Raw genomic sequence first — 24,789 nt, 5'->3', positions numbered from 1 at the left:
AAAAACTGTTTGGTCAAGTTGATTGATAAGATTTTGCTGCGTAAGCGCGCAATTATTGAGTCCGTCAATGACCAACTCAAAAACATTTCTCAGATTGAGCATTCAAGACATCGCAGTTTTTTTAATTAGATAACGCTCAAAACTAAACCTTTAAGATACGCCCCTTCAGGATGAAAAATACTCGTAGGATGATCAGCGGGATGGGTTAAATGATGTAAAACCTTGATGGTGCGACCTGACTCGATCGCAGCAGCAGTCACCGCTCCTGTAAAATTCTCCACATTCACTACTTGAGAGCAGGAAAATGTGAATAGTAAACCACCACTTTTCAACTTAGACATGGCTTGCAAATTCAACCGTCGATAAGCTTGCATTGCTGAATGTCGCGCCGATAAACTTTTAGCAAAAGCAGGTGGATCAAGCACGATCGCATCATAATCGTGATCGCATTGCTTCAGAAAATCAAACACATCGCCTGTAAAGGAAGTATGAGTTGCTTGACGCTCAGTATCAAAATTTGCCGCAATATTGCGATCTGTCCATTCCATCGCCTTGACTGAGCTATCAATCGAATGTACTTCTCGCGCTCCTGCTGCCACTGCATAAACAGAGAATCCGCCCGAATAGCAAAAGGTGTTTAAAACTTTTTTGCCTGTGGCATACTTACCAAACAAGCGCCGATTTTCGCGTTGATCTAAGAAAAAGCCTGTCTTTTGTCCCCTTTCCCAATCCACAATAAAGCGATGCCCATATTCTAAAACTTCGGCACTATCATTAGATTTCTCACCGATCAATAACCCATCCTGAGACTGAGTTTGTGATTTGCGCGAAAGAGTCGCCGAGCTTTTGTCATAAACAGCTTGCAAGCGATCGCCATAAATTTCTTTTAATATTTCTGCAATTTCCTGCCGATATCCATATGTCCCCAGTGAATGGCACTGCAAAACCGCTGTCTCTCCATAGACATCAATAATTAATCCTGCTAAACCATCACCTTCCGAATTAATCAATCGATAGCAATTTGTCTCTGGATTATCAATTAACCCTAGTTGCTTTCTCAGAATAAAAGCTTGTTGTAGGCGATCGCGCAATAAACTTTGCATCGACTCCACAGGCTGAAACGATAGCACCTTAATCGCAATGCTACCCATACCCCACAAACCGATTGCTAAAAACTTGCCATCTTCGCTATAGGCTTCTACTAAGTCACCATCATTGACTTGTCCTTGCATTTTGGCGATCGCCCCTGAAAAGATCCAAGGGTGAAAACGCTGAACCGCATCGACTTTTTTACGATAAATAATCGCACGGGGCAACGGTGTCATGGCTAATAACTTTTAAGTAGGGTTGCTAAACATAACATAGAAAGGAGTAGGGTGGGCAATGCCCACTCTACTTTTAGGCAAAACCAATGTTAGTGTTTTCAGCGCCGCAGGCGCTGAAAACACTAACATTGGTTTTGCTGAGAATTGCTGTCTGCTAATGCCATTTATGTTATTCTCAAGAAGCTATCGTTATTGATAATGCTATGACTTCTGCGGAGACCACCTATTCACCTGAATCCCTCAAGGCTGAACTCAACTCAAAAGGTTGTCGCATGACACCGCAGCGCGAGGTGATTTTAAGTACATTTCAAACCTTACCAGAGGGACAGCATCTCAGTGCTGAGGATCTTTACGAACGGCTAAAATCGCAAGGCGAAAATATTAGTCTTTCGACAATTTATCGCACCGTGAAAATGATGGCGCGGATGGGGATTTTGCGAGAACTCGAACTCACCGAAGATCATAAACATTATGAGATTAATCAGCCCAAGCCTCACCATCATCACCATTTAGTCTGCGTTAAAACCAATCGTGTGATTGAGTTTAAAAACGATCAAATTCTGACAATAAGTAAAAAGGTTGCTGACAAGTATGGCTTCTCTGTCCTAGATTGCCAACTAACAATTATTGGTGTCAGTCCCGAAGGGCAACGATCTATATTCTAAAAGAAGAGATGTGGTAATAAGTACCGCCTCTCTTCTTGATGAAATGCGAACCAAGAAATTTATTAAAGGTGTTGCAAAGCAACACTTTTAATAAATTTCTTGGTTCGCTTGATCGCTGTTAGCTTTAGCAAGCATATAAACTCTAATCGGTTGAGACTGTCCTTTTACCATCTGAGCAGGTAATTCTTGACTAAGTAAATGATTTGGTAGAGATTGACGAGTGCTGTGTGTAAGCAATAACGGAACTTGCAATGTTTTAGTCAGAGACTCCACTCGGGAAGCAATATTTACAGTGTCACCAATAGCTGTATATTCCAATCGCTCTGGTGAGCCAATACTGCCAACAACTGCTACGCCCGTATGAATACCAATACCCATTGCTAGAGACAACTGCCCTTCTTGGGTAATTTGTTGATTAATTATTGTTAAACTCTCTAACATTTCTTGCCCCGCTCTCACCGCCTGCCAAGCATGGTTAACGTCAGGTTCTCCAACACCAAATAAAGCCATAAAACCGTCCCCCAAGAATTTGTTTACCATACCTCCATTCTGTTGTTCTACGATTTTGACCATGACTGTAAAAAAACGGTTCAACAAAGCCACAGATTCTTGTGGTAAACAAACACTACTCCTAGCTGTAAAATCTCTCAAGTCAATAAACATCACTGTTAATTTCTGCTCGTAGCCCCCAAGGTCAGGGTTTTGCAGCAAAATCTGCTGGGCAGCTTTTTGTCCAACATGACGACCAAACATAGCTTGTAGATATTCTTTTTCTTGAAGAGCCAAAACCATTTCATTAAATTCGTCAATTAATGTCCCAAATTCATCGGCTCGTTTCAACAAAATCCGAGTTGTAAAATTACCCAATTCAACTTCTTGAGAAGCGAATTTCAGAGCCATTACAGGTTCTAGAACAGTATGTCCCAGCATTAAGGCACTAATGAGACCAAAGATAATTCCAATTATGCCAACGGTTAGAGCAAACCAAAGATTTTGCCAATCGGCGGGAGGAGGTATGGAAATGAGAAGTAACAATGAAACAATAGGACAAATGCCTGTTGAAATAACTACCAAAAGTCCTCGATGGTTCAGAGAAAGTGCATAAGCTCCTAATATTGTGTGAGCTTTAATATCTTTAAAAAGAAATGGATAAAGTAATTTTTGACTAAGTAACTCGATCATAAAAAAGCTTTGCGTAACTGCAATCAGCCCTGAAATAGTCAATGAAATCGGCAGATACAGCAAGACTAAAGGATTTAATGGATCGGGTGATAATTGCAATATTGTTAAAAAGATAGGAATGCAAGCAAACCAACAAACTGCGGCGATTCCAGTTCCCCACCACGGCAAATTAATCACTCGACGGCGTAGCTGGGTTAATTGTCTTTGAGAAATAGTCTGGCGATGGATCAAAGCATTGATTGGCTTATGTACAGACATTAAGCAGTAAGTCCAAACAGCGATCGCTATTGGATAAGCGATCGCGTTATAACCCAGCACTGTGTTAGTAAAAAACTGTTGTTGAATAGACGACAATAATGGCTGCACCCGCGTTGTGTTGTACCAAATATTGAAAGCACTCCCAATAAGCTGCGGTAACAATGGTGAAAAGCCGACAATCCAAAGATTGAGATTTCCAAACTTTAATTCTGGTTGCTCTGTACTCATTGTCTAATCAAGTCCATATGCTGAACGTAAAAGTAAAGGCGGCGCAATGCGCTGCCTTTACTTTTACGGGTGTTGAGACATTAATTGCTCTGAAAATTTTCTTGAGCGTAACCTCGAAATCGTTCTAAATCAGATTGTAGAGTAGACTCCACAATCTGTCCTAGAAATAAATTATCCATAAGCTGCCCGATCGCAGGAATTGCATAGGCAATGCTTAACTTCACAATCGTCGTATTATTAGGACGACCATAAAATCTTACAGCTCCACGATTTGGCAGACCACCAATCGACTCCCATTGAATAATTTGGTTGGGAATTTGCTTCAGAATTCGAGATTTCCAAGTAAAAGTTAAGCCGTTTGTGCCGAGTTTCCAAGCAGATATTTCAGGATCGGCAGTGACTACCACAGAGTCAATCCACTTCATCCAACGGGGCATAGCCTGTAAATCTGACCACAACGACCACGCATATTCCACGGGAATAGACACTTCAGTTTGGACGGTATGTTCTAGCCATTCACTCATTGGATAATCGTTAATTTTTACTTACACCCATCATAATAACAAAGCAATCTCAATTTTAGCCCGCCGTTGGTGGGCTTTCAAAAAGCCAATTTTTGGTGTTTCCAGTGCCGAAGGCACTGGAAACACCAAAAATTGGCTGCATATGCAAATACAAGACTTTCGGAATAGTTAAGAAGACTAGACTAAGTGACAACAATCGTAATAAAATGTTAAGACGATATAGCTAGTTTGACCACTGGAAGAGTTTACTGTGGGTTTATTACGCCATTTTACGAAAGACATCGGCATTGACCTCGGTACTGCCAACACATTAATTTATGTGTCTGGTGAAGGTATTGTTCTGCAAGAGCCATCGGTTGTCGCGATCGATCAACGCGATAAGACTGCCTATGCAGTCGGAAATGAAGCCAATAAAATGATCGGTCGCACACCTGGTGACATCATTGCCGTGCGCCCCCTCAAAGATGGCGTAATTGCTGACTTTGACTCGGCTGAGTTGATGCTGCGCTCATTCATTCAGAAAGTTAAGAAGGGTGTTTTTAATCCACGTATTGCGATCGGCATTCCTAGTGGTGTAACAGGCGTGGAATGGCGTGCTGTCATGGATGCCGCCCGTCGAGCTGGCGCAAGTGAAGTTTACCCAATTGATGAGCCGATCGCCGCCGCGATCGGGGCAGGACTACCTGTAACTGAAGCAACGGGGAACATGATCATTGACATTGGGGGTGGTACTACCGAAGTTGCCGTCATGAGCTTGCAGGGAATTGTATTGAGTGAGTCCGTGCGTGTTGCGGGTGATGAACTCAGCGAAGCCATCATGAAGTACATGAAGACAGTACATAACCTCGTTGTCGGGGAACGTACATCTGAAGAAATCAAAATTAAAATTGGTTCGGCTTATCCCATTAAAGAAGAAACTTCGATGGAGGTAAGAGGTTTACACCTGCTATCAGGCTTGCCTCGTACCGTCACTGTAAAGTCTTCGGAAATTCGCGAAAGCATGAGTGAACCACTCTCTGTGATTATTGAAGCAGTGAAGCGAACGCTAGAGCGTACACCTCCTGAACTAGCTGCTGATATTATTGATCGCGGCATCATGTTGGCTGGTGGTGGAGCCATGCTGAATGGTATTGACACCCTGATTAGTCATGAGACTGGAATTATCACTCATATTGCCCCAGCTCCTTTGGACTGTGTGGTAATCGGTGCTGGTCGCGTTTTAGAAGATTATAAAAATCTTGGTCGTGTCTTAACCAGTCGCTTGAAAAGTTTATAGGTAAATTTTTCATGGATTCAATCCGTAGTTGGTGGGAGCGCTATAGCTTTCAAACTGTTGTGGTTACTGCTGGAATTGGGCTTGCGTGGTTTATCCGCCAAACTCAAGGTGTAGCGATTATGGAAACCTATCAGTTTCTCAGCCGCCCTTTTCAATCAAGTGTATCTAAGCAAGAATTATTGCAAGATGCTCAAGTACGCGAGCTTCGCTATCGCTTGACTGAGTTAGAGTCCCAAAACCAGAGAATGAAAGAGCTTTTGAAGGTGAGAGTAACCCCAAGAGATGTCGGTATTTGGGCAACGGTTATCGGTCGTGGGGCTGACTCTTGGTGGAATCAAATCTTAATTGGCAAAGGTAGCAATGATGGGATTAAATCAGGTGCTGTAGTGGTAGCACCTGGTGGTTTAGTTGGTCGTGTTACCCATGTTTCCCCCAACAGTAGTCAGATTTTGCTAATCAGTGATCCAAATAGCCAGGTTGGTGTAGTCGTTAGTCGAAGTCGTTTTAGTGGAATGCTGAAGGGGCAAAGCCAAAATACAGCGACCCTAGACTTTTTTGAGCGCGATCCTGACGTAAAAGTTGGAGATATTGTGCATACTTCACAATTTAGTACTCTATTTCCTGAAAATGTGCCCGTTGGTCGGATTAAATCCATAAATCTTGATAAGCAACCAGCCCCTGAAGCGATCGTCGAGTTTTCGACTCCTTTGGGATTATTGGATTATGTAGAGGTATATCCTTTCCAAGAGAAGCTTTAACCCAGTCATCAGAAATAATGCTCGATCGCAAAGTTTCCCTCTCCAAAAAGTTTTTAAACTGGGCTGTGACCATTGGTTCACTGCTAATTTGCATCTTAGCGATGTATACCAGATTTCCAGGTATGACCTTGATGGGAATTGCCCCTAACTGGTTACTAATCTGGCTAGTGGCTTGGAGCGTCAATCGTCCTGTATTTTTGTCAGTAATGGCAGGGATTGCCATAGGATTTATACAGGATAGTATGACCTTTGCGGACATGTATGTTTCACCAACTCATGCTTTGGGACTAGCGATCGCTGGAGGACTAACCTCACTTTTGCAGAAACAGCGATATATGCAAGAGGACTTTATTTCGATCGCGTTAATTGTGTTTGGCATGGCGGTAATTGTTGAAACTATGCACGCAGTGCAATTAACGGCTATGGGAGCCGAAATGGATAATGTTTGGGCTTTACAACAACGGATTGCCCTTAGTTCGGCAATTTTGAGTAGTTTATGGTCACCTGCAATTTACTTTCCCCTCAGTCGTTGGTGGCGATCGCTCGAAAAGCAAGAAGATTAATTTTGCTGGGATTTGCGCTAAAGTAACAAACCTTATTTTGTTGCAAGTTTAGTTAGGACGTAAACCCAGAAAACGAGTGGCGGCGCTTCGCGCCGCCACTCGTTTTCTGGGTTTTGATTTGTCTTAATGCAAGTGACTACAGCTATAGTGGGCAATGAAACAATGGAATATTTACTTTTAGGTTTTGCGATCGCCTTAGTGATCGGTTTTGAGTTCGTGAATGGATTTCACGACACCGCTAATGCTGTAGCAACTGTGATTTATACAAATACACTCAAGCCAACATACGCAGTTATTTGGTCAGGAATTTGCAATTTATTAGGTGTGATCACATCAAGTGGTGCAGTCGCTTTTGCAATTGTGGCTTTATTGCCTGTGGAATTACTCGTTAAAGCTGATTCAAACCAAAGTTTGATAATGGTTTTGGCTTTACTTACTTCCGCAATTATTTGGAACTTGGGAACTTGGTATTTGGGATTACCTGTATCCAGTACACATACTTTAATTGGTGCAATTTTGGGAATCGGTTTAGCGAATTCAGCTTTATCTACAGAACAAAACTGGTGGGATGGCATCAATTGGCTACAAGTGCAGGAAGTATTGCTTTCTCTTCTTATTTCACCATTGATCGGATTTTGTGGAGCTGCATTATTATTTATCATTGCCAAAGCTCTGATTAAACAAGAAAATCTCTATACCGCACCAGCAGAGGATGCTCCACCCTTGGGGATTAGGACGTTGCTAATTCTGACCTGTTCGGGAGTCAGTTTTGCCCATGGCTCTAATGATGGTCAAAAAGGAATGGGCTTAATGATGCTGATTTTAGTGATTTTACTACCAAGTACTTTCTCTTTAAATATGCATACTAGTCCGCAAGCGATCGCCCAATTGGTTGCGACATCACAAGCTGTTATTCCCGTGTTTACAGCACAGATACCCAAAGCTTCAGTTCATGATTTGATTTTTGAGAATAGTCAAATAGAACTTACGAACTTCTTAAAACCACAAGGTCAACTAAATGAAAATACTTGGCGATCGCTAGCTTCAGAAAGTCAATTAATTAGCAATAGTTTGTCAATCAGCAGTAATTTTGTAGATCTGTCAGAGCGTGATCGCGCCCAAATTAGAAATGATATTTATCTTGTTGCTAGTGCAATTACTAAATTAGAAAAACAAGAGAAATTAGCTAATCTTGATGAGCCTTATCTACTAACCGACTATCGCGATCAATTAGATCAAACAACCAAATTCATTCCCTATTGGGTAAAAATTACCATTGCCCTTGCCCTCGGATCAGGAACAATGATTGGATGGAAACGGGTTGTCGTTACTGTCGGCGAAAAGATTGGGAAAGAGCCTCTTAACTATGCTCAAGGTGCGATCGCGGAACTAGTCACCATGACCACGATTGGCACAGCCGATTATTTCGGATTACCCGTTAGCACTACCCATATACTTTCATCGGGCATCGCTGGATCGATGGTTGCAAATCGGGCTGGTGTTCAGAGTAATACTTTGAAAAACTTGCTACTAGCTTGGTTTTTAACATTACCAGTTTGTATACTGCTTGGACTTGGAACATATACTATTAGTCTATTTGCAGTTCATCAACAGTTTCTAGGTTTGAGTTAAAGGGTAAAAAACAGGAATTGTGCTTAGCACGATTCCTGTTTTTTACCCTTTAATTGATCAAAACTGCTAAATTTAATTAATAATTAATATAAGACTGTAGTTAAAATTACCTTTATCTGCTGTTTTTTAGATCTTTGTAAAGCTAAGCCCCCCGTAAATCATATGCCTAAAAAGTCCACAGTTATTTCCCCTTCAATCTTGTCTGCTGACTTTAGCCGTTTAGGTGACGACATTCGTGCAGTTGATGCGGCGGGTGCAGATTGGATTCACGTTGATGTGATGGATGGACGCTTCGTGCCAAACATTACCATTGGGCCATTGGTAGTTTCGGCTATTCGTCCTGTTACTACAAAGATTTTAGATGTGCATTTGATGATTGCTGAGCCAGAAAGATATGTGCCTGACTTTGCCAAGGCTGGTGCGGATATCATCACCGTTCATGCAGAGCATACTGCTTGCCCTCACCTACATCGCAATCTTTGCCAAATCAAGGAACTTGGTAAACTCGCTGGTGTTTCCCTCAACCCTTCGACCCCTTTGAGCTTTATTGAGTACGTTCTCGATCTATGCGACTTGGTTTTGATTATGAGTGTAAACCCCGGATTTGGCGGACAAAGCTTTATTCCTAACGTAATTCCTAAAATCGCCAAGTTGCGTCAAATGTGTGACGATCGCGGACTTGATCCTTGGATTGAAGTTGATGGTGGTCTCAAGGCTAACAACACTTGGCAAGTTCTAGAAGCTGGTGCGAATGCGATCGTCGCTGGTTCCGCAGTATTTAACGCTCCTGACTACGCTGAAGCGATTAAGGGTATTCGCAACAGTAAGCGTCCTGAGCTAGTCACAGCTTAATTAATCAAAAAGAGAGGCGGCGCAATGCGCTGCCTCTCTTTTTTGGTGGTAATTTTGGTGGTAATTTAGAAGCGAAAGGGAAAGATGTTGCAATCAGAGAAATGACAGAAACTAAAGCATTGAAATACGCTTATTACTCAGGATGTGTTGCTAAGGGTGCTTGCAAAGAGCTACATGCATCAACAACAGCGATCGCTCAAGCCTTAGGAATTGAACTTGTAGAATTGACTAAGGCAACCTGCTGTGGTTCTGGCACATTCAAGGAAACCGACGAACTGATGGAGGACGTGATCAATGCCCGCAATATTTCTCTTGCCGAAGAATTAAACCTCACAGTAATGACGCAATGTAGCACCTGTCAGGGTGTACTCGGTCGTGTTAACGATAAGCTTAAAAGCTCAGATTCCGCACGCAAAGACGAAGTAAATGCGTTGCTGAATACTCAAGGACATAATTTCCAAGGTTCTACGGAAGTTTTGCATTTACTCTGGATTCTGATCCGCGACTATGGCTTAGAAAATATCGCCGCTAAAGTAACTCGTTCCTTAGCTAATCTTAAATGTGCTTCCTTTTATGGTTGCTACTTGTTGCGATCACAAACGGTCACTCGTTTCGACGATCCCTTCAAACCCGAATCTCTGGAAAATATTTTTCGTGCTGTCGGCGCAACTCCTGTGTATTACGAAGGACGTGTGCAATGTTGCGGCTGGCCAATTTCTAGCTATGCCCCCAAAGAATCTTTCTCAATGGCAGGACGACATCTAACGGCCGCGATCGCCGCAGGCGCAGATTGCATTGTTACGCCATGTCCGCTTTGTCATCTCAATCTTGATTCCCGTCAACCTGAAGTTGAAAAGGTGATTGGTCACAAATTAGGGATTCCGATTTTGCATTTACCGCAGTTGATTGGACTAGCGATCGGTATTGAGCCAAAAGTTCTGGGCTTAGATCGTCATATCGTTTCCACAAGTTCAGTCTTACAAAAACTTGCTTTGCAGTAATCCTAAAGGATTTGAGAGAGTGCGCCCCTTCGGGGCGCACTCTCTCAAATCCTTTAGGATTGCTCTATAATTTTAATAACAATTACCAATTACCTAGATACATTGCCGCTTGTGCAGATAGCACTGCTTGTGTCATGACTCCAGCCACTGTTTCTAATATTGCAACCACTGAGAATAAAACACCAGAAAGCAATCCCACACACGAAATCTTTTACCCTTCCGAGGATGGTGAACCCTTGGCAGAAACTTCTATTCATGCTGATGCGATTATTGCCACTGTTGGCGTATTACGAAATTATTTAGCGATCGCTTTTCAGGAGCGATCGCCAGTTGTCCTTGCTGACCAATTTCTTTACTATGCCCAAGGCTTTCCCAAGCTGAGAGTGTCGCCTGACGTAATGGTAATCTTCGAGATTCCACAAGTACCATACGACAATTATAAAATTTGGGAGACAGGTAAGGTTCCCAGCATCATTTTTGAGATTACCTCACCTAAAACTCAGGCAAAAGATAAGGAATTTAAAAGGAATCTGTATGAGGATATAGGGGTACAAGAATATTGGCTTTTTGATCCTAAGGGTGAGTGGATACCCGAAAAGCTGCGTGGCTATCGACTCGATTACAGAGAACGCGATGATGACAATATCTATTACCCAATTACGGATGGATGTAGTCAGGTTTTGGGCTTGCGCCTAGAGGTCGAAGAGCATCTTATTAATTTTTATCAGCTAGACACAGGTGAAAAATTACTAATGCCTGTTGAGCTACTATTTGCGCTACAAAATCAAAAGCACCTTACTATTCAAGAAAGCCAACGTGCTGAACTAGAGAGCCAGCGTGCTGAACAAGAAAGCCAACGTGCTGAACAAGAAAGCCAACGTGCTGAGCAAGAGAGCCAGCGTGCTGAGCAAGAGAGCCAGCGTGCTGAGCAAGAAAGCCAACGTGCTGAGCAAGAAAGCCAACGTGCTGAACAAGAAAGCCAACGTGCTAATGCTGCGGAATTACAAATAAAACAATTACGCGATCGCCTTATTGCTCTAGGTATTGATCCAGATTTATCTTTATAACTGATGTTACGTGGAACTCAGATGATGAATCTCTTGCTGGTAGCGTAACAGGGCAACCACGGGGGGATTGCCCCTACTCCAATAATTTAGATTTTTGTAGGGGCTATGCCACCGTGCCAGCCCTAGACTCAGATGATCGTAGGAATTCTATCCACGTAACATCAGTTTATCAAAAATAAAAAAAGCAGTTCACTATGTGAACTGCTTTTTTATGGGCAAAGAGAGAATCGAACTCTCATGACCGAAGTCGTCAGATTTTGAGTCTGATGCGTCTACCAATTCCGCCACTCGCCCTTTTTTCAAGACTTATATTCTACAACAAGAATGGTGTATCTTGTCAAATATTTTTTGAAGCTTTTTTGTAGCGTAATTACAAATCCAAACTCGTAAAGTTGCGCCTCTGCGGGGCGCAACTTTACGAGTTTGGTAATTTATTTTGCACAGATACTCACCAATTTACAAAAGTGTTGCCATACTTTCGTAAATTAAAAACCAAATCTAGTAGTCCGCCACTAGAACTTTGACTAGTTGGGGGTTATCGAAACGAGCTTTGCTCGTTTCGATAACCCCGCAAATTTCCTTTGGCAGTCTACTAGTAATACCAAGTTAAGAAATGGCTACGCCATTTCTTAACTTGGTATTACTTTTGGTAATTGCGATCGCGATCGCTATGATGCTTAGATTGAGACACTTAGTGAAGTACCTCTCATTTAATTATCTCGATATATTTACCAATGGCAAAACTAGAGCGTTTAATTATGCTGGCGGAAGATGAGTTGGTGCAGTACAGCACAAACGCCCGCAAAATCGAAAAACTACGCCAAAAAATCGGCTTATCCCTCAATAGGGCTGAACAAAAACAGGCAAAAGCTGAGTTACTCGCAGCTATGCCCACCGACGACATTAGCAAAATCGTAGAAAACAATCGCCAATCTGTCTCTCTCCCTTTTTGGGGTATTGCAGGACTAGGCTTGTTGCTAGGTATATCAATGGAACAGCCTTTAGATTTTATTGCAACTGTTGTTGGCACAGGGGCAGCGATCGCCTTACAAAAATGGGGGTGGAAACTTCAAGCTAAACGTCTAGTCCTCCAAACCCTAGAAGATATCGAAGAACGCACTCCACGCTAATAAAAAGAATTACGGCACGAAGTGCCGTAATTCTTTTATATTTAAAGACTGTGTAAACAACACAGTCTTTAAATATATTTATAGTCAATGCTGCAAGTCGCTCTTATCTATCCCGAAATTCCACCCAATACTGGCAATATTGCCCGCACCTGTGCTGCTACGAATACACATTTGCATCTAGTTGAGCCTCTGGGCTTTGAAATTAGCGATCGACAACTCAAGCGAGCAGGCATAGACTATTGGGAATATGTAGATGTAACTGTGCATCCTCATATCGAATCTTTGCGAGAAGCATCCAATGGAGCAAGGTGGGTTTGCTTTAGTGCGCGTGGAGCAAAACATTTTCGAGAATTTCAATACCAAGATGGTGACTGGCTATTATTTGGCAGTGAATCCAGTGGCTTACCCCAAGAAGTCCTTGCTAATAATCCTGCGGTTTATATCCCTATGGAACATCCGAAGGTTCGTAGCCTTAATCTCTCTGTGAGTGCTGCCCTCGGCTTATTTGAAGCCAGACGACAATTAGGAATGTAAACGAAGAGGGGCAATGCCCCTCTTCGTTTTACAGCAATAACCAAGAGATTTCTTGAAAGTGTTGCTTCGCAACACTTTCAAGAAATCTCTTGGTTTGGGTTTGAGCGCAAAGCGTTGTAAATTTTAAGTAACTAGTGCGTCGTAGGTGGCTTTGAAGCCTGCTTGTTGTAAAGCTTTAACAGCCGTTTCTTCATCTTCGACCCAGAATTGATTGCCTAGGCGTACTAACTTTGGCATATATTCGATCGCCGCAATTACAGGGATTTTGCCAGAGTTGTCAGGTTCGTTCCTGCCATAGCTAGAGTTGCCATAGCTAGAATTGCCTTGATTGGAATTACCATAATTAGGATTAGGATTTAAGGCGGTTTTGAGTTGTTGTAAGACTTGGCGATCGCTAGCTTGTTCACGAGTCAGTTCAACCCGCACCATCCTTACGGACTCAATTGGCTGCATATTATCAATAATTAATTGTGTCTGCTCATCGCGGCGATCAATTTTTCCCCACACCATCAAACGTTTATCTTTTTCGAGAAGATGCTTCACTTTATCAAAGGTTTTCGGGAAAACTACAGCTTCAGTGCTGCCAGTCAGATCTTCTAGCTGCAAAATAGCCATGCGATCGCCTTTTTTGGTGACAACTTCTTTGATGTCAAGAATTAAGGCGATCGCCGTCACGATTTTGGTTTCTGTCGAATCGGGAATATCACAGAGATTGATCGGAGCCATTAATTTTGCGGAACGGCTGACCACACTGAGGGGATGATCGGAAATATAGAAACCTAACAATTCCTTCTCCATCCTCAGCTTTTCTTGGGATGAATAGTCTTGAACGCGAGTTGTGGTTGGCGCAGTATCAAAGGTTTTCGTCTGGCTACTTTCACCAAAAAAATCAAAAATATTGCCTTGTCCAGACGCTTGTTCCTTAGCGCGTCGCGAAGCCCATTCCATGGTGATATCCAAATCATTCATCAACTGATGGCGATTTGGCTCTAGTAAATCTAAAGCCCCAGTTTGAATTAAAGCTTCTAAAGCTTTTTTGTTTAGCGATCGCGAATCAAGGCGGCTACATAAATCCGCCAAAGATGTAAAAGCCCCATCTTGACGAGCCTGTAAAATTGAAGCGATCGGCCCTGCTCCAAGATTTTTAATTGCGGCTAAGCCAAATAGAATCTGTTGTCCACGGGGAGTAAAGTCTTCACCTGAACTATTTACATCAGGCGGGACCACAGGAATCCCCATACTGCGACAGTTAGCAATATATCGCTGAACTTTGTCTTGGTCGCCACTGACCGAAGACAACAGAGCCGCCATATATTCAACGGGATAGTTCGCTTTAAGATATGCAGTTTGATAGGTTACATATCCATAGGCGACGCTATGGGATTTATTAAAGCAGTTAGAGGCAATATAGCCGTTATTTAATAAAAAATTGTGATCTTGTTCTAAGCCAATATCGAAAACACATTGTATGCCCAACGATGTGCGGCTAACGATTTTCATATTTATTTCCTAAAATAAAAACCAATAAATTATAAGCGTCGCCCCGCGACACCTATAATTTATTGGTTTTTATGGTTCAAATCCTTCTAATTCAGGAACTTCAGCAACTAAATGCACACCCTGAATATAAAGAGAGCGTCCGTATTTACCAACATTTTCTAGGCGTAACTTACCGCCTTGCTTCTTAGCTTGCACTGCCATATCGATCGCTGCGCCTACGCCTCTACTGACGATCTTGGTCACTCCTTCAAAATCCAAAACGATCGCTGATAATTTGCGGTCAATAAATGGTTGCACGGCTTGTCTAAAATAGGGAACCGTGGTTACACTCAAAGCACCATTCAGTTTGAGAATAACTTGATCGCCATCAATTTGTTCGACGATCTTGAGTTCATCTTGTAAAAATGAGGAATGAGTCATGATTGGAGAATGGGTTTGGGGATAGACAGGAACTTACTCATACGGACTGTTGTACCTTGATTGGTAGATTCGATCTCGACCTTATCAACCAGCGCTTTGATCATATGTATACCAAACCCGCCATTTTTGACACCAATCTCGGATATCAAATCAAAATCAGGCGGAGGTACACTATCAATATCAAAACCCGATCCACGATCATGGACTTCTACAATTAGGCTGGTGTTTGCCGCGAAAACTACAACTTCTACGTCAAGATCAGATGTACTGTAAAGAACCGCATTAACTAAAGCTTCCGTAAGAGCTTGTACGATATCTTGCACAGCATCAGGATCAAACCCCATTTTTGTAGCGAGTACTTCGACTGCTGCGATGGGAATGTCCTCGATTCCCTCAACGGGTGGAATTGAGATTCGCAGCTTTAAAGGCTTCTCACTCATGGGGAGTCATTCTGTAGCTTTGATTAGCTTTGCCAAATGTAATATACCACACGTTTTTAACCTATGTTTGCAAAACCAGTTAATTTTTGATAAAGCTTTTCAAAAAAGTATCATAATTTCCAAGTTTTTGATATCAATTTTCATACTCCCTTCCCAGTCTACAACTAGATTTTAAAACCCAAGAGTTTAGTGTTGCGGCGATTTGCGCTGCAACACTAAACTCTTGGATACGATCTATACCTAATCATGATTGCCCCAACTTCTGATTGCTTCAGCGATCGCCGCCATTGATCCTGACGCAATAATTAGTAATACGCTGAGAGCATTTAATTCGGGCGTGACCCCCCCACTCCGTAGTGATGAGAAAATAGCGATCGGTAGCGTAGTCGATCCCACGCCTGCGGTGAAATACGCAATTACAAAGTCATCCATGCTCAGGATAAACGCGAGCAGACAGCCTGACACAATCCCTGGTAAAAGCTGGGGCAACAATACTCGTAAAAAAGCTTGGACAGGAGTAGCGCCTAGATCAAGAGCCGCTTCTTCAAGTTTGGGATCAATCGTCGCAAGACGACTGGAAACGACTACAGCGACATAGGCTAAACAAAAAACAATATGAGCTATTACGATTGTAACTAGGCTAAGTGGTAATTTAATCGCTGCAAAAAATACGAGAGTGGCTACGGCGATCGCAATGTCTGGAATGATCAATGGCAAATAAGTAACGCCACGATATAAACTCTTGCCTGGAAAATAATAGCGGGCTAACCCGACAGCCGTCAGCGTACCTAATACAGCAGAGATCGATACCGCAGTTAGCGCCACACTAAGACTATTTTTTAAGGCTGCAAGCAGAGTTGGATTTTGGAGAAACTTGGCATACCACTCCCAAGTAAACCCAGTCCATTTTGATGGTGAAGGGGATTGATTAAAGCTAAAGATCGTGAGAACAGCGATCGGCAAGTACATATAAAAGAAGGCAAGGACTGTATACCAAGTTTGCCAACGCTTAACGGTCGGGACATTGATTTGATTAGCCATCACTTACCACCCTACGATCGCCATATTTAATCAGCAAAGCAATCACAATTGTTACAGCAAGAATTAGCACCATACTCAGAGCCGAGCCAAACCCTCGGTTGCTACTTGCACCTAGAAATTGCAACTCAATAATTGAGGCGATCGTGCGACTACCAGGCCCACCTAGTAGTTGGGGGTTAATGTAATCGCTAAAACTAGTAATTGATACCAGCGCCGATCCCGCGATAATCCCCGATGAAACCTGTGGAACCGTAATTTGCCAGAAAGTTTGTTTGGCATTAGCCCCAAGGTCAGCCGCCGCCTCAAGTAGGCGTAAATCTAGACGTTCTAGCGAAGTATATAGCACTAAAACCATATAGGGCAGATAGGTGTAAATCATGCCAATAATTACTCCTTCCGCCTTGTTTAAAACATTGATCCCTGATAGCCCAATGAAGTTAAGAAAGGTATTTAAAACTCCTGTCGGACGCAAAATTGTAATCCATGCATAGGATCTCAATAGGGATGAAGTCCAAAGGGGTAAGACAAATAGCAGTAGCAAAATATTGCGCCAGCGCTTAGGCGCAATCACCGCCAGCCAGTAAGCGACAGGGAAGCCTAAAACCAGACAAAATCCCGTCGTGATCATTGCATAAAGCAGCGATCGCCATACGACGACTAGATAGATAAAGTTACCACCAACGTACTCAAATACTCTTTGGTAGTTATCTAGCCCAAACTCAGTTTTACCTAGAGGGACAAGGCTCTGAATTAAAATAAAAGCCGTTGGAATAATCAAAAATGCGATCAGCCAAAAGCCACTGGGAAAAAGCAAGGCGACAGGCTCAAGCCATTTGAGGCGACGTACTGATTTCTGGCTAGGATCAGGGGTAATGTCTGAAGTGCTATTCACAGGCATATTTAGAAGTAAAGAACTCGTGAGTCAACACCTTGCGATCGCAGATAGCGAGATACTGCTTCTGCTGAATCGCGACTTTGGTAAGCACCTGCATGGATATAAGTACCCCGCCCAGAGTTAGAGAAAAAGGCGTTAGGAACATATTGACGCACTCGTGACAGCAAAAATTGATTGTTTGCAGTTGCAGGTACAGCCGCCACGTAGCGGAAAGCTGAATTTTGAGCAGCCTGAGGTAGCTGAGGGGCGTTGGTGGTTGTACCTGTAAAGGTAGAGATTGGCTGAGGCTGCACTGCAAAGTTACTAGGTGCAACAATAGAGTTATCGTAGGTCATTGGCATTACTGTTGTTGCAGATGCCGCAGGAATAAATCCTGTCTGAGGCTGCACATAACCAGTGGTTTGGGTATAACCTGTCGCTTGCACACTCGGTTGCACGTAAGAGGTTGCTGCTGATTGTGTGTAAGCAGTTGGTTGCAAATAACCTGATTGCACAATTTGGGTTTGGGGTACAACTGTCTGGGTTACAAATTGGCGAGTTTCTGGAACTAGTACTTGCTGCCAACGAGGTACAAGCACTTGCTGTGTCTGTACTTGAGGAACGACAGTATTGGTTGTGATCTGCTGATATTGGTTTTGGTTATAGGCGATCGCTGGTTGAGGTACAGAGCTAAATACTTGGGGTTGAGAGTCCACCTGAAAGCTTACTGGTTGGACGGTAGAACTTGGTTGGATGATAACCTGTTGGGGGTTAGGCAAAGAGACTACTGAGGATGAGGTGGTCTCTGGGAAAGGAACTTGAACATTACCTTCCTTTCCGCCTGAAGCTCTAAAATACTTTTGAGCAGATAACCCCGATTGTTGTAAGGCGATCGCGAGGCTATCAGCACTAGTTTCAGAGTTAAACGTACCTGCTTGAATTACAGGTTGATCGTTGATTTTGGTTGCAAAAGCAGTTGGGGAGACGGTGCGAACTCTCTGTAGTGTTGCAGCATCATTACCTGCAACAAAAATCACAAAACGTGCCGAGGCGGCTTGGGTGATCGTCAAAGATGCGATCGCTACAGAGCCGAGAATACTAAACCTTTTGACCCAATTCACAGCAGTACATCCTCACACTTGAATGTAATAACGGTTAAGTTTAACTCAACTAGAATAAAGGGATGATTTTTCTAGTCAAAATTATTTGGTTTATTTAAGCACTTAATTCATCAAAATATGACAGGCTGGAATAGATCACAACAATTATCAATCAGACAAACCACAAGATATTTTTGGAAAGTGGTGCGAAGCACCACTTTCCAAAAATATCTTGGTTTGAGGTTGAGTGCTTTAGGATTGGGCGGGCTAAGTAATGTTCGTTCTACGTCTTTCTAAACCTATTTACAGAGTCTAAATAAAGTAAGCATATGGAAAAAATTAAAGCTGGTTTAAATATTGCAATTTTTATCTTTTTAGCAGGTTTTATCGGCTTAGAAGTCTGGACATTAGTATCACATCTCTTAAAGACATAAAGTAAATGCGGCAAAACCCAGTAATAGAATGGCGGCGCTTCGCGCCGCCATTCTATTACTGGGTTTTGATTTGTACTAATACAAGTGACTACAGCTATATTTTATGCCTTTGGTGGAATACTGCGAATTTCCGAATAAAACTTAGAAGATTGGACGCAGCGATCGCTAGCAAGATCGCCCTGTAACAATGTTGCCACGCGAAATCTTAAGTTAGGATTTCCATACCAAATGCGCTCTTCGATCACATTTTGAGCAGTCACTGTATGAATTGTGAGAGCTTCATCTGCACCAAGCTCATAGACACCCTTACCTTGTTTGGTCAACATCAAGCCTTTTTGGGGTGAATCGAGATTGTTAGGGACAGGCACGATTAAAGCATTACCTTTGGGCTTATTACTGCTTAGGGATTCTTCTTCCCATGACATCTTCATCGGATGCATGACAGTATTTGGATCAATGTCATACTTCTGGCAAATTGCCATCAATTCTGGATCATCAACATTTAAGGCAGTAATCTCAATCACAGAACGAGTATCACTACCATTTCCCTTACTAAATTGATGATCGCTGCGTTGCGATCGCCAGCGACCGACAAAGAGTTCGAGAAATTGATGAATATCCATTTGTGAAAATAGTGAAAAATAAAGACAAGACTTAAGGAGACCAACAAATTTTATAGTAATTTGCAGTCAAAGCAAAGGGGGCGCTTAGCGCCCCCTTTGCTTTCTGGGTTTTAAAGAGTAAGACGTTTTACAACTTGCTCTTTAAGTGAGATTTAGCGACGAGGAACTAAACGTTCGTAGTCAAGGTTTTGAGCAGATACAGGGGTTGAGGTAGAAGGAGTAGCCGAAATGCTACGAGCCATATTCAAGAACAAAGCTGGATCGCCTGTTTTTGGCGCTCTGTCGGTAACCACATAGCTGCGGACAGTATTTTGCCAGATAAGTTGAGGGAAGCCCAACTGTGCGCGATGGTATGCATCGTAGCGAGGAGACTTGAGGTTGAAAGGCACTTCGCCAATTCTTTGGCTAGGTAGAACCCGACGACGTTGGTAAGGCAGGATGTCATCGCCAAAAGCTTCAAGATATTCATCGCTGTTGAGCAATGCATCAATAAAGCCTTCAATACCTTTGGTCGCAACTACGATTGACCAAGCAATTTTTTCTTTTTCGCTATAAACATCACGACCAAGAACACGCTGTACAGTTTGCTCTACAAAACGATAGTTGCTGTTTTTGTCATAAAAACTGCTTCTATAAGTCTTGGAGAGTACTAGTCCACGCACAAACTGTCTGACCGAGATATTGCCAGAACGCAATTGCGATTCTAGAGTAACTTCGCGATCGGTTGCAAAAGCATGGAAGAAAATTTGACGATATGCAGCTTCAATCAACTCATCTAGATCACTGCTAGAGAGTAAGTTTGCAGTGTTATAAATGCGAGGTGTGTTATCACTACCGACTGTAAAACCAGCAACGCGAGAATTTTGCGAAGCTGGAGCGTAATTCAACAAAGGAAGAGCCACGTTTAAATCTCCAAAATGTTATCGAAAAGTTATAAAAATACCTATTCCCAAACATACAATGAGTTTGGGGCTAAATAAGCTAAATATAATTACGAGAGGCTAATCTCTAGTCAATGATAGGATAGGCGAAATTAGCTAGTTCTAATTGCTTCACATAAGTTTACTTTTCAGAAAGAAGACGAACCCTTGTATTACCTCTTTCTAGCCCATAAATTAAGTTGTTGCCATGTTTTTTGATTACCGTAAGTTTGCCGATCGCTTTTGGACATGGCGCGGCTATAAGATTGGTTATTGCGCGGAGGGATTAGAGGATCAAGGATTAGAAAAAGATAAACCTGCAATTGTCCTCATTCATGGTTTTGGTGCTTCGGTGGGGCATTGGCGCAAAAATGTGCCAGTCCTAGCACAAAAATTTAGAGTTTATGCAATTGATTTAATAGGGTTTGGATCTTCGGCACAGCCAAAACCGAGTGAGTTGCCCTATACCTTCGAGACTTGGGGGCATCAGGTTGCCGATTTTGTGCATGAAGTGGTGGGTGATCGCGCCATATTGGTGGGTAATTCGATCGGCGCAGTGGTGGCTATGCAAGCGGCGATCTATGCGCCTGAGATGATTGCCAAAACAGTCTTAATTAATTGTTCATTACGTCTATTACAAGAACAAAATCAATTATCTATGCCTTGGTTGAAACGCTTAGGAGTAAAGACTGTTCAAAATATCTTGGGTAATCGGGCGATCGCCAAATTGTTTTTCGATCAAGTACGCCAACCGCGATCGGTAAAACAAATTTTGTCGCAAGCCTATGTAGATCGGAGTGCTATTACCGATGAGTTAATTGAAATCTTAATCAAGCCTGCTCAAAATCCCAATGCTGTTGATGTATTTATGGCTTTTGTGCGTTATTCTCAGGGTCCAAGACCTGAAGATCTACTGGCGGTTTTACCCTGTGAGGCGATCGTGTTATGGGGCGATCGCGATCCTTGGGAGCCGATAGAATTAGGTCGTAAGTCTTTTACAAGATTTGATTGTATCAAGGAATTTATTGACATTCCTAATGCGGGGCATTGTCCGCAGGATGAAGTGCCAGAGATGATTAATGATATTTTGCTAAATATTGTATAAAACCAAGAACCAATTTGAGATGGCGATGCTTTGCATCGCCATCTCAAATTGGTTCTTGGTTAAATTACCGACTCCTTATCCATGCTGACCAACAGTAAATCTTCAATATTTTGCATCATGTTATTACAGATATTATCTAGGGGTAAATCATTGGCATCATGACCAAAGGGATCTTCAATTTGGATACCAATTTCTTCAATTCCTAGGAGAGTAAAACTAATCAAGGCGACGATTGGCCCAGTCATCCATTCTAATTGATCGACCATTTGGAATGGAAGTGATAGGGAATAAATCATCAATAATTGCTTTAAATGGATAGAATAGGCAAGGGGTATTGGGGTTCTAAGAATCCGCTCACAAATACCTGTGACATCAACCATTTGATGCAAAAGTCGAATCATATCACTAAGCTGGTAGCGATCAAGCTTGTTTTGTTGGGCTTGTTCTTGAAGATAGCCGCTAATCCAAAAGGCAATTTCAAGGGGTGGATGATTCATCGTTTTGAGGCGATGAAATTGTTCAGAAGAGAGGTTAGCTTCGAGTTCAGCATTAATTGGTTCCGATCGCAAATGTAGTTTTAAGGCGATCGCAAAAGCTGGTAATAACTTAACTGCCGCAACTTTAGCTTGACGATCTCTTGGATGATGCTCTGAAATTGCTACTAAAATTTGTCGCGATAGGTTTCGCACCGTATTTACAAGGGTTCCCCATGCTTTTCGTCCTTCCCAAAAGCGTTCATAGGCTGTATTGGTGCGAAATACAAGTAATAAGCCCAGCACAATATTGGGGATTATACTACCAAAAATAGGGAGTGAGACCCTCAGCTTTAATATGTGAAGCAGATAAACAACAACCCCAAATAGTCCACATAGTAGAGATCGCGGCAAGACTTCTGGAACTACCGAGCCTTTCCAACGTAGGGCAATATGAAACCAGTTATCCTTTTTTTTCATTAGAGATCGAGATCTAGGATTGTATTGCTACAGCTATAGCAACCCTAAATAGTTTGGGATAATGCGCCACAGAGTGGCACATTATCCCAAACTATTTACTCTCACAAATGAATTAGGATTGCTATAGCGCTCCTAAATGAGTTGTAAGATTTTGAGTGTTGTGAGAGTGCGCCCCGAAGGGGCGCACTCTCACAACCTATTTAGGATTGCTATATATGCAAGAAAGCTTTGAAATTATAGGTTAATATCCCTGTCTTTGTCTGAGCAAGTAATACCAATTCACGAAAGTGTTGTCACACTTTCGTGAATTAAAAACCAAACCCAGTAAGAGGTTTAAAACCACAAAATGGTGTAGCTATTTTGTGGTTTGGGATAAAAACTACTTGCAAATTTAGAAAAAATCGGGAATCTTGGCGTTTATTTAGGTTTCTTTTGAAAAATGTAGAGGCAATTTATGAATTGCCTCTACATTTTTTGTCTCACTCAATGGTATAAAAGTAGAGATGGCAATGGAGCTTGCCGAAACCGCTTTACGCTATAAATTGCTTTTATAACGTTTAGGCTGATGGCTCCTACTTATTCCGACTTGTGGCGGAAAGGTAGGGCTGCGCGGATGCCTAGATCAATCTTTCCTCTACAAGTCACGTTCAACATTTCAAAATCAACGTGACGTGATGTTAGAAAGTATTATTTGGATTTTGATGATGGGTTTCTTTGTCGGGCAGATCGCTCGACGGCTGCAAGTCCCTGCCCTTGTTGGCATGATACTGGTGGGCGTTCTTTTAGGAGCGCAGGTAGGCAATGTAATTAGTTCCGAAGTGCTAGGTGCGGCCAAGTCCCTCCGCACGATCGCCGTGATGGTGATTTTGATGAAAGCAGGGTTGGGACTTGATCGTGAAAAACTCGCTCAACAGGGAACTGTCGCCTTAAGACTGGGATTTTTACCTGCGGCTTGTGAAGCGATCGCGATCGCCTTTGCGTCCATGTGGTTACTTCAGTTTGATTTTTTAACGGGGCTATTACTAGGCTGCATTATTGGCGCAGAATCTCCTGCTGTCATCGTACCCGCGATGCTACGACTGAAAAGCTTGGGTTGGGGAGTCACTAAAGGGATTCCCGATGCGATTCTCACAGGTAGTGCCTTGTCGGATGTGATGCTATTGCTGGTGTTTAGTCTACTGCTCACATTTCTATCCCAAAGCACAGCAACGGGTATCACATTACTAGGGATTACCCTCACCCCTTGGCAATTACTTCCATTTCAAGTCATCATCCAAATTACATTAGGTGTACTAATGGGATGGGCATCAGCTCGAATGCTAGTATCACTATTAATCAAGCAGAATTGGACTCAAAATGCTGTTCAAGATTCTTTAGTTTCCGCAAGTATCGCTCTCTGGTTGGTAGTACTAGCTGACCATCTTCCTGTTTTCTCTGGCTATTTGGCGGTGATGGCGATGGGATTTTTCTTAATAGAACTAGATGCACCTCTAGCTCGAAGACTACGGGGTGGCTTTGATAGTTTATGGACGATCGCCGAAATAATTTTATTTGTGCTACTAGGAGCAAGTATTCAACTGAATGTTTTAGGTAATAATCTACTAATAGGGCTGTTGATATTAGGAATTGGAACTTTGGTCGGGCGATCGCTAGGTTGGTATCTGTCTACTGTAGGGAGTAATTGGACATGGAAAGAGCAGTTGTTTTTATTGCCAGCTAACTCCGCCAAGGCGACAGTACAGGCTGCTATTGGGGCAATTCCTTTGGCGCAGGGAATTGCTGGAGGTGAGACAATTTTAGCGATCGCCGCGCTTTCGATTTTAGTCACTGCTCCTTTGGGGGCATGGGCGATTCCTACCTTTGCCCCCAAACTTCTAGAACGTGGCGAAGTCGATCTCACCAAAGTAGCGATTTCGGGTTGTCCAGTTTTCCTTGCCGCTGTCGATGACTCTGCCCTAGCAACAGATGTTCTAACTAAAGCCGCAGACCTAGCAAGGCGCAGTGATGGCGAGGTGATTGTGTTGTATGTGGATAATCTTGGCGATCAACAGGCGATCGCGCTTTTGCAAAGAAAATCACAAAATCTGTTATCAGATATTCGCTATGAGTTTTTGAGCGTCACAGGCACAGTTGCCGAAGAGATAATTCGTGTGGCGGAGTCTCGCAAAGTAACGGATATCGTAATTGGCAAGCGAGGACATCAACCTTGGGAACAGGTGCTAGTGGGTTCCGTTTCTCAAGCAGTTTTAGAAACAAGTCTTATCCCTGTGATTTTAGTAGAATCACGTTCTGAGCAATCTATTTATAGCTAGACCCAAAATACAATTGGCGGCGCTTAGCGCCGCCAATTGTCTCTAGTGGATAGGATGCGCTTCGCGCATCCT

The 24,789-nt window shown here is 42.6% G+C and carries 25 protein-coding genes, 1 tRNA gene, 1 pseudogene and 1 riboswitch; of the genes and pseudogenes, 14 read left to right on the top strand and 13 right to left on the bottom strand.

The features are described from left to right. Nucleotides 1–117, top strand: a pseudogene (locus VB775_RS07675) (transposase); the annotation flags it as partial. Nucleotides 118–125: 8 nt separating this feature from the next. Here the strand turns inward: VB775_RS07675 and VB775_RS07670 are convergent. Then, nucleotides 126–1,325, bottom strand: coding sequence for a class I SAM-dependent rRNA methyltransferase (locus VB775_RS07670; RefSeq protein ID WP_281005379.1), 1,200 nt, complete (start codon nt 1,323–1,325; stop codon nt 126–128). Nucleotides 1,326–1,528: 203 nt separating this feature from the next. On the opposite strand from VB775_RS07670, the gene VB775_RS07665 reads away from it, so the two are divergent. Continuing rightward, nucleotides 1,529–1,990 (top strand): Fur family transcriptional regulator, encoded by a 462-nt coding sequence (locus VB775_RS07665; RefSeq protein ID WP_094534887.1) that lies wholly within the window; start codon nt 1,529–1,531, stop codon nt 1,988–1,990. 87 nt (nt 1,991–2,077) lie between these two features. Here the strand turns inward: VB775_RS07665 and VB775_RS07660 are convergent, their stop codons facing one another. Both VB775_RS07660 and VB775_RS07655 read right to left on the bottom strand, forming a co-directional pair. Further along, a complete protein-coding gene (locus VB775_RS07660) occupies nt 2,078–3,658 on the bottom strand; it encodes an adenylate/guanylate cyclase domain-containing protein (RefSeq protein WP_281005378.1) in 1,581 nt (526 codons plus the stop codon). A gap of 80 nt (nt 3,659–3,738) precedes the next feature. Beyond that, on the bottom strand, nt 3,739–4,182 hold the full coding sequence (locus VB775_RS07655; RefSeq protein ID WP_281005377.1) for an SRPBCC family protein: 444 nt from the start codon (nt 4,180–4,182) through the stop codon (nt 3,739–3,741). A gap of 250 nt (nt 4,183–4,432) precedes the next feature. Here VB775_RS07655 and VB775_RS07650 point away from each other — a divergent pair, with 250 nt between their 5' ends. The 7 genes from VB775_RS07650 (at nt 4,433) to VB775_RS07620 (ending at nt 11,331) form a co-directional block, all read left to right on the top strand. Continuing rightward, on the top strand, nt 4,433–5,458 hold the full coding sequence (locus VB775_RS07650; RefSeq protein WP_094534891.1) for a rod shape-determining protein: 1,026 nt from the start codon (nt 4,433–4,435) through the stop codon (nt 5,456–5,458). Between the two features lie 11 nt (nt 5,459–5,469). Then, complete coding sequence (gene mreC, locus VB775_RS07645; RefSeq protein ID WP_190576883.1) at nt 5,470–6,216, top strand: rod shape-determining protein MreC; 747 nt, start codon at nt 5,470–5,472, stop codon at nt 6,214–6,216. Nucleotides 6,217–6,233: 17 nt separating this feature from the next. After that, a complete protein-coding gene (mreD, locus tag VB775_RS07640; protein ID WP_323216720.1) occupies nt 6,234–6,779 on the top strand; it encodes a rod shape-determining protein MreD in 546 nt (181 codons plus the stop codon). Nucleotides 6,780–6,911: 132 nt separating this feature from the next. Further along, nucleotides 6,912–8,411, top strand: coding sequence for an inorganic phosphate transporter (locus tag VB775_RS07635; protein WP_281005375.1), 1,500 nt, complete (start codon nt 6,912–6,914; stop codon nt 8,409–8,411). 162 nt (nt 8,412–8,573) lie between these two features. Continuing rightward, nucleotides 8,574–9,263, top strand: a complete 690-nt coding sequence (rpe, locus tag VB775_RS07630) for a ribulose-phosphate 3-epimerase (protein ID WP_190576877.1) — start codon at nt 8,574–8,576, stop codon at nt 9,261–9,263. A gap of 101 nt (nt 9,264–9,364) precedes the next feature. Continuing rightward, complete coding sequence (locus VB775_RS07625; protein WP_281005374.1) at nt 9,365–10,264, top strand: CoB--CoM heterodisulfide reductase iron-sulfur subunit B family protein; 900 nt, start codon at nt 9,365–9,367, stop codon at nt 10,262–10,264. Nucleotides 10,265–10,398: 134 nt separating this feature from the next. Continuing rightward, nucleotides 10,399–11,331 carry a Uma2 family endonuclease gene (locus VB775_RS07620; protein ID WP_281005373.1) on the top strand — a complete coding sequence of 311 codons (933 nt, stop codon included), beginning with the start codon at nt 10,399–10,401 and terminating at the stop codon, nt 11,329–11,331. A 212-nt stretch (nt 11,332–11,543) separates the two neighbouring features. On the opposite strand, the gene VB775_RS07615 is transcribed toward VB775_RS07620, so the two are convergent. Next, nucleotides 11,544–11,625: transfer RNA gene (locus VB775_RS07615), tRNA-Leu, on the bottom strand. A gap of 319 nt (nt 11,626–11,944) precedes the next feature. Here VB775_RS07615 and VB775_RS07610 point away from each other — a divergent pair. From VB775_RS07610 to VB775_RS07600, 3 genes are all read left to right on the top strand, one after another. Next, nucleotides 11,945–12,106: a hypothetical protein gene (locus VB775_RS07610; protein WP_281005372.1), complete on the top strand. Its 162-nt coding sequence runs from the start codon at nt 11,945–11,947 to the stop codon at nt 12,104–12,106. Then, nucleotides 12,066–12,461, top strand: coding sequence for a hypothetical protein (locus tag VB775_RS07605; protein ID WP_281005371.1), 396 nt, complete (start codon nt 12,066–12,068; stop codon nt 12,459–12,461). Before VB775_RS07610 ends, VB775_RS07605 begins: the two co-directional genes overlap by 41 nt. Before the next feature lie 87 nt (nt 12,462–12,548). Continuing rightward, nucleotides 12,549–12,995 (top strand): tRNA (cytidine(34)-2'-O)-methyltransferase, encoded by a 447-nt coding sequence (locus tag VB775_RS07600; protein ID WP_281005370.1) that lies wholly within the window; start codon nt 12,549–12,551, stop codon nt 12,993–12,995. Nucleotides 12,996–13,118: 123 nt separating this feature from the next. Here VB775_RS07600 and VB775_RS07595 read toward each other — a convergent pair whose 3' ends face one another. The 8 genes from VB775_RS07595 to VB775_RS07560 all read right to left on the bottom strand — a co-directional run bounded on the left by VB775_RS07595 (nt 13,119) and on the right by VB775_RS07560 (nt 20,329). Further along, complete coding sequence (locus VB775_RS07595; protein WP_281005369.1) at nt 13,119–14,495, bottom strand: OB-fold nucleic acid binding domain-containing protein; 1,377 nt, start codon at nt 14,493–14,495, stop codon at nt 13,119–13,121. Between the two features lie 69 nt (nt 14,496–14,564). Then, nucleotides 14,565–14,915, bottom strand: coding sequence for an STAS domain-containing protein (locus tag VB775_RS07590; RefSeq protein ID WP_094536281.1), 351 nt, complete (start codon nt 14,913–14,915; stop codon nt 14,565–14,567). Further along, nucleotides 14,912–15,355: an ATP-binding protein gene (locus VB775_RS07585; protein ID WP_103669241.1), complete on the bottom strand. Its 444-nt coding sequence runs from the start codon at nt 15,353–15,355 to the stop codon at nt 14,912–14,914. The genes VB775_RS07590 and VB775_RS07585 overlap by 4 nt, the downstream gene beginning before the upstream one ends. Before the next feature lie 240 nt (nt 15,356–15,595). Further along, on the bottom strand, nt 15,596–16,396 hold the full coding sequence (locus VB775_RS07580; RefSeq protein ID WP_281005368.1) for an ABC transporter permease: 801 nt from the start codon (nt 16,394–16,396) through the stop codon (nt 15,596–15,598). After that, nucleotides 16,389–17,294, bottom strand: a complete 906-nt coding sequence (locus tag VB775_RS07575; protein WP_281005367.1) for an ABC transporter permease — start codon at nt 17,292–17,294, stop codon at nt 16,389–16,391. Before VB775_RS07575 ends, VB775_RS07580 begins: the two co-directional genes overlap by 8 nt. A 2-nt stretch (nt 17,295–17,296) precedes the next feature. Further along, a complete protein-coding gene (locus VB775_RS07570; protein ID WP_281005366.1) occupies nt 17,297–18,391 on the bottom strand; it encodes a hypothetical protein in 1,095 nt (364 codons plus the stop codon). A gap of 514 nt (nt 18,392–18,905) precedes the next feature. Then, nucleotides 18,906–19,427: a phycobiliprotein lyase gene (locus VB775_RS07565; protein ID WP_281005365.1), complete on the bottom strand. Its 522-nt coding sequence runs from the start codon at nt 19,425–19,427 to the stop codon at nt 18,906–18,908. Nucleotides 19,428–19,579: 152 nt separating this feature from the next. Continuing rightward, on the bottom strand, nt 19,580–20,329 hold the full coding sequence (locus VB775_RS07560) for a phycobilisome rod-core linker polypeptide (RefSeq protein WP_281005364.1): 750 nt from the start codon (nt 20,327–20,329) through the stop codon (nt 19,580–19,582). 226 nt (nt 20,330–20,555) lie between these two features. Here VB775_RS07560 and VB775_RS07555 point away from each other — a divergent pair, with 226 nt between their 5' ends. Further along, the gene (locus VB775_RS07555; protein WP_281005362.1) at nt 20,556–21,452 is read left to right on the top strand and encodes an alpha/beta fold hydrolase; all 897 of its coding nucleotides are present in this window, start codon (nt 20,556–20,558) and stop codon (nt 21,450–21,452) included. 59 nt (nt 21,453–21,511) lie between these two features. On the opposite strand, the gene VB775_RS07550 is transcribed toward VB775_RS07555, so the two are convergent. Further along, nucleotides 21,512–22,405: a bestrophin family protein gene (locus tag VB775_RS07550; protein WP_281005361.1), complete on the bottom strand. Its 894-nt coding sequence runs from the start codon at nt 22,403–22,405 to the stop codon at nt 21,512–21,514. Nucleotides 22,406–22,901: 496 nt separating this feature from the next. Beyond that, nucleotides 22,902–22,987: riboswitch (Fluoride riboswitch) on the top strand. A 92-nt stretch (nt 22,988–23,079) separates the two neighbouring features. On the opposite strand from VB775_RS07550, the gene VB775_RS07545 reads away from it, so the two are divergent. Then, the gene (locus tag VB775_RS07545; protein ID WP_281005360.1) at nt 23,080–24,717 is read left to right on the top strand and encodes a cation:proton antiporter; all 1,638 of its coding nucleotides are present in this window, start codon (nt 23,080–23,082) and stop codon (nt 24,715–24,717) included. Nucleotides 24,718–24,789: the final 72 nt, after the last annotated feature.

Source organism: Pseudanabaena sp. CCNP1317 (assembly GCF_034931345.1).
In the GTDB taxonomy this organism is placed as follows: domain Bacteria; phylum Cyanobacteriota; class Cyanobacteriia; order Pseudanabaenales; family Pseudanabaenaceae; genus Pseudanabaena; species Pseudanabaena galeata.
Note: the sequence above shows the minus strand (reverse complement) of the source record. Positions and strands in the feature narration are given on the sequence as shown.

Excerpts from the sequence above, each read along its gene's own strand:
- VB775_RS07605 (WP_281005371.1), top strand. The coding sequence starts at position 12,066 with ATGGCAAAACTAGAGCGTTTAATTATGCTGGCGGAAGATGAGTTGGTG.
- VB775_RS07545 (WP_281005360.1), top strand. The coding sequence starts at position 23,080 with ATGTTAGAAAGTATTATTTGGATTTTGATGATGGGTTTCTTTGTCGGG.
- VB775_RS07625 (WP_281005374.1), top strand. The coding sequence starts at position 9,365 with ATGACAGAAACTAAAGCATTGAAATACGCTTATTACTCAGGATGTGTT.
- VB775_RS07610 (WP_281005372.1), top strand. The coding sequence starts at position 11,945 with ATGGCTACGCCATTTCTTAACTTGGTATTACTTTTGGTAATTGCGATC.
- VB775_RS07585 (WP_103669241.1), bottom strand. The coding sequence starts at position 15,355 with ATGAGTGAGAAGCCTTTAAAGCTGCGAATCTCAATTCCACCCGTTGAG.
- VB775_RS07595 (WP_281005369.1), bottom strand. The coding sequence starts at position 14,495 with ATGAAAATCGTTAGCCGCACATCGTTGGGCATACAATGTGTTTTCGAT.
- VB775_RS07620 (WP_281005373.1), top strand. The coding sequence starts at position 10,399 with ATGACTCCAGCCACTGTTTCTAATATTGCAACCACTGAGAATAAAACA.
- VB775_RS07660 (WP_281005378.1), bottom strand. The coding sequence starts at position 3,658 with ATGAGTACAGAGCAACCAGAATTAAAGTTTGGAAATCTCAATCTTTGG.
- VB775_RS07575 (WP_281005367.1), bottom strand. The coding sequence starts at position 17,294 with ATGCCTGTGAATAGCACTTCAGACATTACCCCTGATCCTAGCCAGAAA.
- VB775_RS07580 (WP_281005368.1), bottom strand. The coding sequence starts at position 16,396 with ATGGCTAATCAAATCAATGTCCCGACCGTTAAGCGTTGGCAAACTTGG.
- mreD (WP_323216720.1), top strand. The coding sequence starts at position 6,234 with ATGCTCGATCGCAAAGTTTCCCTCTCCAAAAAGTTTTTAAACTGGGCT.
- VB775_RS07670 (WP_281005379.1), bottom strand. The coding sequence starts at position 1,325 with ATGACACCGTTGCCCCGTGCGATTATTTATCGTAAAAAAGTCGATGCG.
- VB775_RS07600 (WP_281005370.1), top strand. The coding sequence starts at position 12,549 with ATGCTGCAAGTCGCTCTTATCTATCCCGAAATTCCACCCAATACTGGC.
- VB775_RS07565 (WP_281005365.1), bottom strand. The coding sequence starts at position 19,427 with ATGGATATTCATCAATTTCTCGAACTCTTTGTCGGTCGCTGGCGATCG.
- rpe (WP_190576877.1), top strand. The coding sequence starts at position 8,574 with ATGCCTAAAAAGTCCACAGTTATTTCCCCTTCAATCTTGTCTGCTGAC.
- mreC (WP_190576883.1), top strand. The coding sequence starts at position 5,470 with ATGGATTCAATCCGTAGTTGGTGGGAGCGCTATAGCTTTCAAACTGTT.
- VB775_RS07555 (WP_281005362.1), top strand. The coding sequence starts at position 20,556 with ATGTTTTTTGATTACCGTAAGTTTGCCGATCGCTTTTGGACATGGCGC.
- VB775_RS07665 (WP_094534887.1), top strand. The coding sequence starts at position 1,529 with ATGACTTCTGCGGAGACCACCTATTCACCTGAATCCCTCAAGGCTGAA.
- VB775_RS07655 (WP_281005377.1), bottom strand. The coding sequence starts at position 4,182 with ATGAGTGAATGGCTAGAACATACCGTCCAAACTGAAGTGTCTATTCCC.
- VB775_RS07550 (WP_281005361.1), bottom strand. The coding sequence starts at position 22,405 with ATGAAAAAAAAGGATAACTGGTTTCATATTGCCCTACGTTGGAAAGGC.
- VB775_RS07590 (WP_094536281.1), bottom strand. The coding sequence starts at position 14,915 with ATGACTCATTCCTCATTTTTACAAGATGAACTCAAGATCGTCGAACAA.